General features: G+C 33.1%; 14 protein-coding genes. 4 read left to right on the top strand and 10 right to left on the bottom strand.

The features are described from left to right. Positions 1-3 precede the first annotated feature (3 nt). The 4 genes from EKH84_RS05330 to EKH84_RS05315 all read right to left on the bottom strand — a co-directional run bounded on the left by EKH84_RS05330 (position 4) and on the right by EKH84_RS05315 (position 4,011). On the bottom strand, positions 4-309 hold the full coding sequence (locus EKH84_RS05330) for a DUF4176 domain-containing protein (RefSeq protein WP_127065470.1): 306 nt from the start codon (positions 307-309) through the stop codon (positions 4-6). Positions 310-345: 36 nt separating this feature from the next. Further along, the gene (locus EKH84_RS22325) at positions 346-1,203 is read right to left on the bottom strand and encodes a hypothetical protein (protein ID WP_207669758.1); all 858 of its coding nucleotides are present in this window, start codon (positions 1,201-1,203) and stop codon (positions 346-348) included. Between the two features lie 897 nt (positions 1,204-2,100). Then, positions 2,101-3,111 (bottom strand): sensor histidine kinase, encoded by a 1,011-nt coding sequence (locus tag EKH84_RS05320; RefSeq protein ID WP_127065469.1) that lies wholly within the window; start codon positions 3,109-3,111, stop codon positions 2,101-2,103. A 222-nt stretch (positions 3,112-3,333) separates the two neighbouring features. Continuing rightward, a complete protein-coding gene (locus tag EKH84_RS05315) occupies positions 3,334-4,011 on the bottom strand; it encodes a response regulator transcription factor (RefSeq protein WP_013655454.1) in 678 nt (225 codons plus the stop codon). A gap of 265 nt (positions 4,012-4,276) precedes the next feature. Here EKH84_RS05315 and EKH84_RS05310 point away from each other — a divergent pair, with 265 nt between their 5' ends. The 4 genes from EKH84_RS05310 (at position 4,277) to EKH84_RS05295 (ending at position 6,909) form a co-directional block, all read left to right on the top strand. After that, positions 4,277-4,834 carry a manganese efflux pump MntP gene (locus tag EKH84_RS05310; RefSeq protein ID WP_127065468.1) on the top strand — a complete coding sequence of 186 codons (558 nt, stop codon included), beginning with the start codon at positions 4,277-4,279 and terminating at the stop codon, positions 4,832-4,834. A gap of 201 nt (positions 4,835-5,035) precedes the next feature. Further along, positions 5,036-5,428, top strand: coding sequence for a molecular chaperone DnaJ (locus tag EKH84_RS05305; RefSeq protein WP_127065467.1), 393 nt, complete (start codon positions 5,036-5,038; stop codon positions 5,426-5,428). A 12-nt stretch (positions 5,429-5,440) separates the two neighbouring features. Continuing rightward, positions 5,441-6,346 (top strand): DUF5685 family protein, encoded by a 906-nt coding sequence (locus EKH84_RS05300; RefSeq protein ID WP_127065466.1) that lies wholly within the window; start codon positions 5,441-5,443, stop codon positions 6,344-6,346. After that, entirely contained in the window at positions 6,346-6,909 is a 564-nt protein-coding gene (locus EKH84_RS05295) for a hypothetical protein (protein ID WP_127065465.1), read from the top strand. Before EKH84_RS05300 ends, EKH84_RS05295 begins: the two co-directional genes overlap by 1 nt. A gap of 818 nt (positions 6,910-7,727) precedes the next feature. On the opposite strand, the gene EKH84_RS05290 is transcribed toward EKH84_RS05295, so the two are convergent. Genes EKH84_RS05290 through EKH84_RS05265 form a run of 6 tightly spaced genes read right to left on the bottom strand, consistent with a single transcriptional unit; the run spans position 7,728 to position 12,859 of the window. Further along, entirely contained in the window at positions 7,728-8,291 is a 564-nt protein-coding gene (locus tag EKH84_RS05290; RefSeq protein WP_127065464.1) for an HAD-IB family phosphatase, read from the bottom strand. Further along, on the bottom strand, positions 8,279-8,947 hold the full coding sequence (locus tag EKH84_RS05285) for a hypothetical protein (RefSeq protein WP_127065463.1): 669 nt from the start codon (positions 8,945-8,947) through the stop codon (positions 8,279-8,281). The genes EKH84_RS05290 and EKH84_RS05285 overlap by 13 nt, the downstream gene beginning before the upstream one ends. Continuing rightward, positions 8,947-9,801: a glycosyltransferase family 2 protein gene (locus EKH84_RS05280; protein WP_127065462.1), complete on the bottom strand. Its 855-nt coding sequence runs from the start codon at positions 9,799-9,801 to the stop codon at positions 8,947-8,949. The genes EKH84_RS05285 and EKH84_RS05280 overlap by 1 nt, the downstream gene beginning before the upstream one ends. A 20-nt stretch (positions 9,802-9,821) precedes the next feature. After that, positions 9,822-10,640: a glycosyltransferase family 2 protein gene (locus tag EKH84_RS05275; RefSeq protein ID WP_013655443.1), complete on the bottom strand. Its 819-nt coding sequence runs from the start codon at positions 10,638-10,640 to the stop codon at positions 9,822-9,824. A 10-nt stretch (positions 10,641-10,650) separates the two neighbouring features. After that, positions 10,651-11,586 carry a UbiA prenyltransferase family protein gene (locus EKH84_RS05270; RefSeq protein WP_127065461.1) on the bottom strand — a complete coding sequence of 312 codons (936 nt, stop codon included), beginning with the start codon at positions 11,584-11,586 and terminating at the stop codon, positions 10,651-10,653. Further along, complete coding sequence (locus tag EKH84_RS05265; protein ID WP_190283493.1) at positions 11,576-12,859, bottom strand: oligosaccharide flippase family protein; 1,284 nt, start codon at positions 12,857-12,859, stop codon at positions 11,576-11,578. The genes EKH84_RS05270 and EKH84_RS05265 overlap by 11 nt, the downstream gene beginning before the upstream one ends. Between the last annotated feature and the right edge of the window lie 207 nt (positions 12,860-13,066).

Below are 13,066 nucleotides of genomic sequence, written 5' to 3'. Positions count from 1 at the left end.
ATCTTATCTTCCCTCTATTTGTAACTTTAGTCTTGGGTAATTACCTTTATCTATTTCCTCTTTAAACATGGTGCAGAACTTTTCTTCATCCTCATCACTATATCCCATAAATAAAACTTCAGCAATATTTTCTTCATTAAAGAAAAACACATTTTGATTAGTTTGCCCATTAGGATAAAGGCATCCTGAATATTCGAAATATCCTATACTTCCTTCATTATTATATAGTGGTGCACGATTAATAATCATTAACTTCTGATTACCATTATTTAACCTTACAATACTTCCAATTGGTAATATCTGTTCCATTTTATTCTCCTTATCGTTAATTACTCAATATTTTCTTTAACCAAATACTGTGCCTAAACTATTAAAAATGCCATCAACTGCATCTCCTATTCCATTGGCTACATTTGAAACAACATCTGTGACAGCCTCTTTAATGTAGTTATCATAAACATAATCAAACCCTGCATTAACTGCATAAGTAACTACCGTTCCTATTACTAATCCTGCCACAGCTCCAACTACTGTACCCGCTCCTGGAATAACAGACCCAATTGCCATACCTATCAATACCCCATTCACAGTATGTACTGTAGACTTCACTACAGCATGAGTTGTATCTTCCCCTTGCTTAACCTGTGAAGTAAAATCTAGAATGCCTCCTAACACAGGCAAGCCATATTTTGCACCTGTTGACATCCAATTTCCAGCCTTAATCATCTTTGAAGTAGTATTCAAGACATTAGGATTAACTATAACAAACCCATTTTCTCCCCCATTTTTTGCTATGGCTGTCCCTACATTAATAAGCCCTCCAAATCGTGAAACTAAGCCACCACTTGATTGAATGGCACTAAAAATAAAATCCTGTTTTAAATTAGACGAAATCCCCCCTACAATATTCGTAATAGTATCTGACTCTTGTTTCTGTTCATTACCATTAATGAGCTTATTTTCTGTTTGTAAATACAGCTCTATACTTTGTTGTAAAGCTCCTTGCAACACAAATAAGTTACTTATTTCAAGCTCCACATTATTGCTCTCTTTTTGAAGCATTTGTCTTAAGTCTACGAACGTGTCATCATTTCCTAAATTAATATTATCTATACCTTCTTTACAGCTTTGCATCACTAATGCAATCTCATCCATAGTATTCAACATTTCTTTTGTATTTTCAATGTTAATTAGAAACTTCACCCTTTCTCTCCTTCCTCCACATTTTAAATATCCTAATTATACTAACTTTACATATCTAATATAATACATTTTTTTGTCATTCATTATTTTCAATACCAAATACACTTTTAGATGTCTGAGTAACCATTTTATAGTATTATAAAGATACTTGTTATCCTTCACCCTCTACTGAGAAAACTTTGATTCTATCATTTTTTCTACTACAGGTTTTACTAAGAATACGAACAGATTCAAAAACCACTAAAAAAAATAGAATAGCTCTTAAGTAAATCGCTGGCTGTCTTTCATTACTATAATTATGGATAGTATGAAAACCTTAATCAATCCGCCAGATTATTAGGCACTTACCTTTATAATGTTATAAAACGGCTATTCAGACGTCTAAAAATATTTTTGGTACGAAAAAAAGAAAAATAATAAGGTATACTACAACCTGTGCTAGACGCACTAGTTGTAAAATGACGTGATTTAGGAAATGGTAGAGTTCATATAAAGTGATGGAGGAGTGAAAATGGAAAAATTATTACCAATTGGAAGCATTGTTATATTAAATGCCGGTAAGCAAAAATTGATTTTTATTAACGGGAAATGTAGAACCTTTTTTCCTGATTTTTAATGTATTCATATGGTGGGGACTTACCTATTCTTTGATTACTATAAGTATAATAAAGATGGTCATAATCCTTAGATATTTAGAAACAAATCAAGATTATGCAAAATAGGGGACTTGAGCAGTTGTAGATGAAGCATACCCATTTGGCAACCTTTAGTAACAAGTGCAAAGAAACTCTGTGAGATATATAATTAATAGAGGTGAATCATATCACAAGCAAGTGATAAATCATTTTTATCCTAAAGGCTTATATTTCTTTTTCAAACATGACATTTTTGTAGGTTCTATATTTTTTTATTTTTACGAAAGCCCAAAGTAACTATTGTTCCCTTTCCAACCACTGAGGTTATTTCTAAGTGATGTGAAAGTCTAGTTGTCACCTGCTTGCAAAGGTATAAGCCTATACCCGTTGACTTCTTATCCATTCTACCGTTATACCCTGTAAAACCTCTATCGCAGATTCTAGGCAAGTCTTCTGGACTAATGCCAATACCAGTATCCTTAATCATAAGTTTTGTTTCTTCTTCCGTATCTTCTACTGAAATAGTAATACTTCCTGTTTGTGTATACTTTAAGCTATTTGATAAAATTTGCTCGATTACAAAACTAATCCACTTCTCATCTGTTAATACGGTTTCCTCAAAAGGCTCTAACTGAAGTGTTAGCTTCTTCCCAATAAAACTCATAGCATACTTCTTCACGGCTTGTCTTACGATATCTTGAAGGGAATAGGGTTTTAGGACCAAATCTGATGAAATACTCTCTAGCCTTAAATACTGCAGCACCATTTCCACATATTGTTCTATTTTAAAAAGCTCTGTTTCTAACATATAACCATTTTGTTCTTCCTTTTGTTCCAGTAAAAGCTTCATAGCTGCAATAGGTGTTTTAATCTGATGTGCCCACAAGGTATAGTAGTCTGACATCTCAGTCTTTTGCTCACCTAATTGCATTTTTGCTGCTTGTTGATTATCATAAAGCGCCTTTAAAATCTCTTGATACGTTTCCTCAATAAGATTCTTTGACATAGGTAGCTGTTCTAATGAAATCCCTCTATTTTCATAGACATTTAATAAAGTATGATATTTTTTAACGTATTTTTGATAATCCCACAAGCAAATAACTATACCTATAAATCCAAATACATAGGTACTATATATAATAGGCCCCATAGGAATCTTAGATAAAGCTGCTACTACGCAGTAAAGAAACATCAGTACTAAATAAAGAACTATACTCTTCCTATGGTCCTTTAACCATAAGAAAGCTAAGGCTCCCACACTCTTTTTCTCCATCTAAGCTCTTCTCCTTCCCTATCTCTTCCCTTTTAATTTTTATTCTTTATTTTATATGCTTGATCGTTCACTGTTTACTCGTCATATTTTGTTTTTTGTTTTTTATGTTTTATCTCTTATCTCTTATCTCTTATCTCTTATTTCTTATCTCTTATCTTTTATTTTTTATCTTCTATCTTTTATCTTCTATCTTTCATTCTTCGTCTTCATTCTTCGTCTTCATTATTCATTCTCCAAAATATATCCCATTCCCTTTTTAGTGGTAATAAAATCTACTAAACCTGCTTCTTCTAATTTTTTACGTACTCTCCCCATATTCACAGTTAAAGTATTATCATCTATGAAATAATCTGTATCCCAAAGCTTTTTCATAATCTCTTCCCGAGATACAACCTTCCCCTTATTTTCAAATAAAATTTGAAGCATTAAAAATTCATTTTTTGTTAGTTTAATTTTATGACTTCCTACAACAAGTGTGGCATCTGATAAACTTAAAATAGCGCCTTTATGCTCTATCTCTGTACATTCTTCTATAAAATCATAGGTTCTTCTAAGCATAGCTTGTAGTTTAGCTGCAAGTACTTCTAGTTCAAATGGCTTCGTTATAAAATCATCTGCCCCCATATTCATGGCCATAACAATATTCATACTATCACTAGCAGACGACAAAAAGATAATGGGGACCTTAGATTTTTTTCTTATCTCTGTACACCAGTAGTATCCATTAAAAAAAGGTAAACCTATATCCATCAACACTAGGTGAGGCTCTATAGCCATAAATTCCTCCGTCACCTGGGTAAAATCTTTTGTTTGATGAACCTCATACCCCCATTTCATCAAATGTTTTGCTACTTCTTCACTAATCACCTTGTCATCCTCAACAATGAGTATCTTGTACATTCTCTCACCTCTCTAATAGGTCCTTGTTTATTTTTATATTATATACTTACTTTCCACTCTTTCAAATTTTTATACTTTCTTTTAATTATTTAACTACTTCATTAAATATTTAGCACCTTCATCAAATAATTTTTTGCATAATCACCTTGCTTCTTAAAAAGAATAATGTTAAAATTCAATCTCATGCCAATTGGCCTCACACGTATGAATCATTTTTATAACACATACACTATATGAATATTGAATTGCGTAAAAGGAGCTTATCATGAATTTACTTGAATTATTTATTTTAGCAGTAGGTTTATCCATGGATGCGTTTGCTGTAGCTATCTCAAAAGGCTTATCCATGAAAAAAATGTCCTTTAAAAATGCCATTATTATTGGACTCTACTTTGGTATCTTTCAGGCTGTAATGCCCCTCATCGGTTATTGCTTAGGCACTCGATTTGAAGATAAAATCACTGCCTTTGATCACTGGATTGCCTTTTTTCTTCTTGGTTTCATCGGCATTAATATGATTAGAGAAGCTTTATCTAAAGAAGATGATGAAGCTGAAGAAGATGTCTCTTTAAGCTTTAAAACCATGTCGGTCTTAGCTATTGCCACAAGTATTGATGCCCTTGCAGTAGGTGTAACCTTTGCTTTTCTTAATGTTAATATTATTCCTGCTGTGTCCTTCATCGGTATTGTCACTTTTGCTTTATCTATTCTGGGTGTAAAAATAGGAAACGTATTCGGTAGCAAGTACAAGTCAAAAGCTGAACTTGCTGGTGGACTGATTCTCATTGGTATGGGTCTTAAGATTTTACTATCTCATTTATAAAAAACATTACTTCATATAAAAAATAAAGCCTAAGGAGTCTGCAGACATATCACCGCAAGCTTCCTTGGCTTTTATTTTTATGGTTATATTTAAATGATAACATGGTTGGTCTATTCTTTTTTTCATACAAACAAAGTCTATCATTTTCTCTTACTTTTGTTATACTAGTAATATATAAATCGATTAAAGGAGTGATACACATTGCATACCTTTGAAGAAATTCAAACACTTATCTCAGCTAACAACCTTTCGGTTGCTGAAAGTTACCTTAATACATTCACTGAAAAAACTGCTAAATGGCATTATTTATACAGTCTTATTGCCCTAAAAAAATCTTGGTTTGACTCTGCTCTTTCTCATTTAGAAACAGCTATTAGTCTTGCTCCAAACGAAACACTTTATGCAGAAACAAAAGCTGCTCTGATGAGCCGTCATCACCCTTATAGTGATGATTATTATCATAGACCAAGACGCAGACATAATGATTGCTGCTGTTGCCTTGATGATTGTTGTTGCCAATTTGACTGCTGTGATTTAATCTGCCTCGATACTTGCTGTGAATGTATGGGCGGCGACTTAATTAGTTGTATTTAAAAGGAGTTTACTATGTTTGGTTATGTCACTCCACTAAAAGATGAACTTAAAATCAGAGAATACGAAGAGTTTAAAAGCTACTACTGCGGCTTATGCTTTCATATTAAAAAGCATTTTGGAAATCTGCCTCGAATGATTTTAAACTATGATATGACATTTTTGGCTCTGCTTTTAGATAGCTTAAGTCCTAAAGAAACCTTTCCTACTCCTAAAGTTTGTATGACTAATCCTATTAAAAAGAAGCCGGTTTTACTTGATAACCAGCCTCTTTTCTATGCTGCTGCTATGAATGTTGCATTGGTTTATTTTAAACTTTTAGATGATGAACATGATGATCACAGTTTAAAAAGTAAGACGTTAGCTACTATCTTAAAACCCTATAAAAATAAATTCCCTACTTCTATGGATGACATTTATAGCATCATCGAAACCAATTTAAACAAGCTTACTTTGTTAGAGGAAACTAAAAGTTTTTCTTCTATAGATGAGATTGCCGATCCTTTTAGTTTGATCGTAGCTCATATTTTTAAAGATTATCCTTTTGAAATTGTGGAGGATAATGCCACTACCCGTGAGCACCTCTTTCATTTTGGCTATTGCCTAGGGAAATGGATTTATATTATCGATGCTGTTGATGATCTAAAAAAGGATATGGAAAAAAATAAATTTAATCCTTTAGACTTTCTCTATAATAAAGAAAACTTAAGCTTTGAGGAACTTTTCCCTAAAATCAAAGACCGTGTCAGCTTTACCTTACTTAATTGTGGTTCTTCAGTAAAAGAACATTTAGAAAAATTGCCACTTCAAAGAAATGAAGCCATTCTTCATAATATCATTTCTCTTGGTATGATGGATAAGTATACTAAGGTAACCCATAACTGTAACTGCAAAGACCAAACGAAGAGGAGGAAGCGTTAATGAAAGCAAGTTCTATTGCCTTTGGTGGTATTTTAACGGCTATAAGTCTTATTTTACTTTATCTAACAAGATTGATTCCTACTAATACCCTAACCCTTTTAGCACTTCTTTCCTTTATTCCTCCCATTGCACTAATGGAAAAAGGCGTTAAAACTGCTATACTTGTATATGTTTGCTCCAGCATTGGAAGCTTGCTTTTTGCGCCTCCTAATATTAGCTTTCTCTATATTCTTTTCTTTGGCATTTATGGTATTATAAAAGGCTTCATTGAACGTATGAATAAGCCTTTTATAGAGATTGTACTTAAGCTAGTATTTTTTAATATTGCCTTTTTGATAACCTTCTTTTTAATCAAAGCAATACTAGGTATAGATTTACAAGCTATTTTTGCTAAACTTTTATCTCGCCTAGCTTCCTTGGGGCTTAATTCAACTTCTAGTTCTATACTCATCTATCTACTTCTCCAACCTGCCTTTTTAATTTTTGACTATGCATTAACACTTTTAGTTGGTTACTATGATGACTATATCAAAAAATATATTAGGCAAGGATTTAACAAATAGAAATTTGCCTTGGCGTTTATGAGAATTACGTCTGTGAGAAAATGAGGGGGAGGGCTGCCTTCCAGAGTTCCGGTTCAAATTTTTAGAGGCACTAGGCTCACTTATTTGGATGAACGCACGAAAACTCCCGCTGGTCAGACACTCGTGCTAAAACCCATCCAAAACATTCACCAAGTGCCTCTAAAAAATTCTCCCAAGTCACTCTTCCAGGCAGCCCTCCCCCTCATTTTCACAAACGTTATTGACATCATAAACTTCTAGGACAGTGATACTGTAGGGAAAGAAGGCATAACGACAGTTAAAAAACACATAACGCATTAAGCTTCTCATAAGTCTGTTTTTACCAAGAACTAGCTAAAGAGGGAAGCTAGAGGCCTTATAAGCATTATTGACCTCCTAAACGTTCAATACCCTAAACGAGAAGTGCAGAAAAGACTTGATAGCAATTTTTCTTTTCTATTTTTCTTTTTTCTTGAAAACACTGCAGGAGAGTGGCTTTACGCGTTATTGCTGGTAGAACTGAGAGAGGGTGGCTGCCTGACGGGGTGACTTCGGAGTATTTTTAGTAGGCACTTAGCGAACGTTTTGGATGGGGCTTAGCCCACGTGTTTGAGCATAGCGAGTTTGTGGGCGTTCATCCAAAAAAGTGAGCTTAGTGCCTACTGAAAATGCGGAGTGGAACCACGGCAGGTAGTCACCCTCTCTCAGTTCCGCCCAAATAGCCAGTAAAGTCACCGACAAATTTCTATTTATTAGAGATAACCAAAAGGGACCCCACGTACTGAAATAAGTACGTGGGGCCCGCTTTTTATAATATCTTATCTCCAAGGTCTAATCTCTTCTTTTCTTACTAGATAGCTTTGCTGCGCCAATCTTGCCATAGGCGTATCTGATAAAGAATCGGAGTAAAACGTCTTAATTGGCATATATCCAAACCTCTCTTTAAATCGTCTTACCTTTTCTTCTCCTTTGCAATTAAGACCTATTAGCTCTCCTGTTTTTTCATTTACTTCAGAAGCAATAAGCCCTTTTACTTTTAAATCCTTACATATAGGTTCCAGTAAAAACCTTGGCGAAGCTGATATAATTATATCTCTATTCTTCTCTCTTATGTTATACCAATGCTTTATTTTTCTATAGTAGCTAATCCAAAATATCTCTGTTTCCTCTTTTAAATTAATTTCCTTTAAGAAACATAAGAATTGAGATTTAAAATAAACTATGTCTTCTTTTTTTAAATAATACTTAATCCCGGATAGCGTCTGCCTTGGTACATATTTCATGAGCCGTGGATGCCTCATTAAGCAAAAGAAATAAAAATCTAATGTTGCATCCCCATTATAGATGGTACCATCAAAATCAAATACCTCTACATACTCCACTCATTCTTCTCCTCTGTACGCTTCTCAGTTAAACCTATCTTTTCAAACCATTTATCTAATGGTAACCAAATAAATAAAACAATTAATGGAATATGACATAGTGCAAATATAAAGCCTTCTTTCCAGGTTAATGATCTACCAAAAATAATAATAATATGGTATGCATAATCTAATGATTCAGCTAGAGGGCGTCCATTAGCCGTATTAAAACACAAATCTAATAGACCTGAGAAAATGAGTGTAATACCTATTAAACAAATCTTTATAGATTGTCCTGGCTTTCCGCCTCCCATACGATGTGCAAAAGCTATAGACATCATAATGAGTGGATAACATAGCAAATACAGTACTGTATAAAATTCTCCTTGTTTAACCGGATCTTCTATTGTTCCAAAAATCCCACTAAAGCTTAATCTAGGAATGATGTAACATAGGAAAGGAATAAAAGGCAAACAGCATAGCAAATGACTTGCTCGTAATTTATTCGGGAAGAAACTTATACCTATTATTGCAAAAGCAAACACAGCAAATTTGACTACTAACCACCACCACTCATCTATTTGAGATTGCCTAGGAAGACAAAACCAAATGAATAAGGTTCCAAAGCCACCAATACATAAACTAATAAGCCATAAATATTTCTTTAAAAAATTCATTATTCTTCACCTCTTAATTTATATTTGTTTTGTTGATTTTTGGGTACATAAATACCGAATAACTTTTGCTTAATCATAATTGCTGTAAAGATCATTTGAACATCTATCTTTTTTCTATGTTTCTTCATTAGGTATTTCATATTATTAATAGAAGCTTGCCTCTTATCAGCAAAATTGCTGGGATGCATCATATGATAATTAACTGCATCCTCACATCTCATGATTTTTACCTTGTTGTATGCCATGCGGATTCCCAAATCCATATCTTCATGGCCCCATTGTTTAAAGGCTTCATCGAAACACCCTGCCTTTAGTAAATCTGCTTTTTTTACTGATACATTCCCAGTAAAAAAATTAATCCAAGGAACAAACTGAGCTATCAGAGGAAAGATGCTATAGCCTTGATCGTTGTCACCTTCAGCTTCACATCTTCCTATACAGGCCTCAAAGTCATTATAATAATTCTCTATCTCCTTATCAGCTAAATAGAGTTCTTTACGTTTACCTAATACAGCTACATGGCCTACTTCATGGTGCCTTATATGACTTTTGATGTAATTAGGTGCAGTAATACGATCATCATCTAAAAATATAATAATTTCCCCTTTAGCTACTTCAATACCTCTATTTCTTGCGCTTGCTCTACCTATATTAATTTCACAAATGACCTCAATAGGTTTAAAAGCAAACTCTAGTTCATGAAATGCACTTATCACTTCCTTATCACATCCATCAAACACAATAATAACTTCTATATCATCTGTTATTTGCGGCTCTAAGGATTTAAGCACTAATCTTAGTCTAGAAAGTTTATTCAGAGTCGGAATAATAACACTTGCTTTTATTTGATCCATTCTAAACTCCTTTCTCCTACTTATAATCGCAAACTTGCTTTTATAGTATATAGTCCAATAACTTTTTGTAGCGTCTTGTCTCTAGGAAATTTAGCTTTAAAGTAATCGAGGTTCTTAAGTTCCTCATTACTTTTTTGCCCTCGTACATGGCTATGTAACATGTGATAACAAATAATAGAGTAATCAGCTATGTATTTAACATTCTCTTTGGCTAATCTATATCCTAAGTCTGTATCTTCATAGCCCCAGCCTTTAAACGACTCATCAAATCCTCCCAGCTGTTTAATAAGGCAAGTATCGATTGATACATTTCCTGTGATAAAAGCAATATATCTTAGCGCATGTCTAGGCTTTCGTAGAAACCATTTTTTAATATTATAGTAAAATTCCTTATGTGCTCCTTTTTGAATCTCACTTAATGTCTTCTCGATTGTCTCTTCTCCTGCCAAATCTAAAATAGCTTCTTCGCTATATTTAAGGTCCATTCTTTCCCCTAAAACAACACAAGGCTCTTCTTCATGATACGATAGATGCTTATTAATAAAATCACGTTCTGTAAGTCGGTCGTCATCTAGAAATATAATAACATCACCTATAGCCTCAGCAATTCCTAAGTTCCTCGCTGCTGCTCGACCTACATTTTTTTCGCTGATAATCGGATCTATCTCATAAGATAAATTGAGATTTGAAAAACCTTCTATTGTTTCCTCTTTACATCCATCAAATACAACTATTACTTGAACATCTTCTGTCACTTGAGGCTCCAAACATTTAAGTGTCAATGCTAGTCTAGATAATTTGTCCTTGGTTGGTATGACTATGCTACAACTTTTTTTCATATGTTTCCTCCTACACCCCAGCGATTAATCTCTCAATGGCAGCTCCAATATAAATAAATCCCCAGACTAAAATGCAAATTCTCATAGGACGATCTATAAAAATAATATTTTCAGGTTTACCAAGCGCATATATGTTGTTGTAAAGATATTGATATCTTAAGATACCGTAAAGTAAAAATACGGTTGAAAAAACAATCATTACGTTTTTACTTTCTATGGTATACATGATATATGTTATTAAAGTGCAAGTTATTAAAATCGGCATCACTTCACTAATAAGCTCCAAAGAATACTGCTTTAAACTTCCCCTATGCGAGCTTGACTGAGCTGATAAAATAATCAGTTCACTTTTACGTTTGCCTAATCCAATAAACAGTGTAAAAAACATAATAAAAAGTAAGAACCATAAACACTTATACTCTGTTATGGGTAATCCTAAAAGAATAAAACCTAGTAAAACACGCAATGTAAAGCCTACTGAAATACAAAACAAATCAATAAAGATATATTCTTTTAACTGCAACGAATACATGATGTTGACAAGTACATATACAGTTAAAATGATTCCACAATTTCTATTGAAGAAGTACCCACTAATGAGTGTTATAGTCCCTAGTACTACCATTAAACTTATAGCGACTTTCTTACTAATCTGCCCTGAGGCAATTGGCCTCTTTTTCTTTTCTGGATGTATTCGATCTTTTTCAAAATCGATTAAATCATTAAAAATATATATGGTAGAACTAATTCCGCAAAACAAAATTGCTCCTATTATCACTTGAATTATTTGGCTCCAACTTGGAAACCTTAGTTGCAATAAAATACCTAAAAAGACAAAACCATTCTTTATCCATTGCCGAGGTCTTAATATAGCTAAACCCATGCATATTTGTTTTGACTCTAATGATGCAGAAGAAGAGAAATAGGGCTTTGGTCTAACATCCATTTGTATCACCCTCTCGATATCTCCTAGTCTTATATAGCAGCAGAATTACTAAAATAAGCTGATTCACAGGGAATGCAATTAACGTTCCTATCTTCCCAAATAAATAGGTTAATAAAAATATATTGGCTACAAGAAATGGAAATGGCTTGCTCATAATAGCTAGGGATAATTTAGCTCCCTCCATACCTTCTATAACCAAAATTGAGTTTATCAAAAAGAATATACTCTGAAATCCAATTCCCAATGCTACTAATGCTACATATAAAAAATTCAATTCATATTGTTTACCGTAGCTTATAATAAATAAGCTGCATACAGCAGCCGTTCCCATAACAATGATTCCAAATATGGCAGGAATCCATTTGTTAACATTCCTATATATTTCATCCTTTTTAATCTTCATAGATAAAATAGTAGGTAAAAATACAGCTGCAAATACATCATGATAAAAAATAGAAAAATAATTTCTTACATTTACTTGATAAGCACTGTATACACCAACTTCATAATGATCTGATAAATAAGCTAAAATATAGATATCTGCATTATATAAAAATGTAGATAAAAGCCAGCTTAACATATATAGCACACTAAGAGAATAAATATCTTTTGCTACTTTTAAACTAAAATGAATCTGATGAAAATCAACTTTTACTACTAATATTAAAAATAATATAAGCTGACTTATCACATTAAATACTAAAAATAGTTTCACATCTACCAGCTTTAGATAATAAACACCTATAAGATAAGCCAGTAGTAAAACAATGCTACTTATAAGCTTACCTAAACCGATATTTTTAAAGTCCTGCTGATGTTTCAAAAAGGTTTCTGTCACAATACATAAGTTACTTGTAATAGCAATAATAACTGCTAAATACCAGCTCATACTGGAAATCTTTAATAGGCCACTTCCCCAAAAGGAGAAGCTACAAAATAAAATGCCTCCCAGTATACACATAAGTCCATTACAAAGAAAAACCGTTCCAATTACCGTCCCTTTCTGGTTCTCCCTTGTCTCAGGTAAGATTTTAAGCACGCTCGTATTCGTTCCAAAAACTAGCGGTATAACTAGAACATTGGATAAATTAATTGCCAAATTAAATTGCCCCATATCCTCTACTGTCAGTACTCTTCCATTTAATATAGTAATAAAAATGCCTATAATAATCCCGATACTTCTACAACCAAATAAAATTGAAAGCTGTCTTAAAAATGTCCTTATACTGCTATTTCCCTTTATTAAACTTTTTTCTAGTTTAAAGCTAAACATCTCTCTCCTTTCTTCGTATATCCCCATCCTATAGATAGAACATATACATGAATTTGGTTCTAAATATCTCCTGTTGTGCCGAATAGTGTCGTCCATTGTTCCCACATTTTTACATTATAAGTATTTTTTATAATTTTCAATACAATATTCACATCATGTCATAAAAACATTCATAAAATAACTTTTTACTACTTTTCTTGCGCTAAT

It is taken from the genome of Cellulosilyticum sp. WCF-2 (genome assembly GCF_003990395.1).
Taxonomy (GTDB): Bacteria; Bacillota; Clostridia; order Lachnospirales; family Cellulosilyticaceae; genus Cellulosilyticum; species Cellulosilyticum lentocellum.
Note: the sequence above shows the minus strand (reverse complement) of the source record. Positions and strands in the feature narration are given on the sequence as shown.

Excerpts from the sequence above, each read along its gene's own strand:
- EKH84_RS05330 (WP_127065470.1), bottom strand. The coding sequence starts at position 309 with ATGGAACAGATATTACCAATTGGAAGTATTGTAAGGTTAAATAATGGT.
- EKH84_RS05320 (WP_127065469.1), bottom strand. The coding sequence starts at position 3,111 with ATGGAGAAAAAGAGTGTGGGAGCCTTAGCTTTCTTATGGTTAAAGGAC.
- EKH84_RS05315 (WP_013655454.1), bottom strand. The coding sequence starts at position 4,011 with ATGTACAAGATACTCATTGTTGAGGATGACAAGGTGATTAGTGAAGAA.
- EKH84_RS05310 (WP_127065468.1), top strand. The coding sequence starts at position 4,277 with ATGAATTTACTTGAATTATTTATTTTAGCAGTAGGTTTATCCATGGAT.
- EKH84_RS05300 (WP_127065466.1), top strand. The coding sequence starts at position 5,441 with ATGTTTGGTTATGTCACTCCACTAAAAGATGAACTTAAAATCAGAGAA.
- EKH84_RS05295 (WP_127065465.1), top strand. The coding sequence starts at position 6,346 with ATGAAAGCAAGTTCTATTGCCTTTGGTGGTATTTTAACGGCTATAAGT.
- EKH84_RS05285 (WP_127065463.1), bottom strand. The coding sequence starts at position 8,947 with ATGAATTTTTTAAAGAAATATTTATGGCTTATTAGTTTATGTATTGGT.
- EKH84_RS05280 (WP_127065462.1), bottom strand. The coding sequence starts at position 9,801 with ATGGATCAAATAAAAGCAAGTGTTATTATTCCGACTCTGAATAAACTT.
- EKH84_RS05275 (WP_013655443.1), bottom strand. The coding sequence starts at position 10,640 with ATGAAAAAAAGTTGTAGCATAGTCATACCAACCAAGGACAAATTATCT.
- EKH84_RS05270 (WP_127065461.1), bottom strand. The coding sequence starts at position 11,586 with ATGGATGTTAGACCAAAGCCCTATTTCTCTTCTTCTGCATCATTAGAG.
- EKH84_RS05265 (WP_190283493.1), bottom strand. The coding sequence starts at position 12,859 with ATGTTTAGCTTTAAACTAGAAAAAAGTTTAATAAAGGGAAATAGCAGT.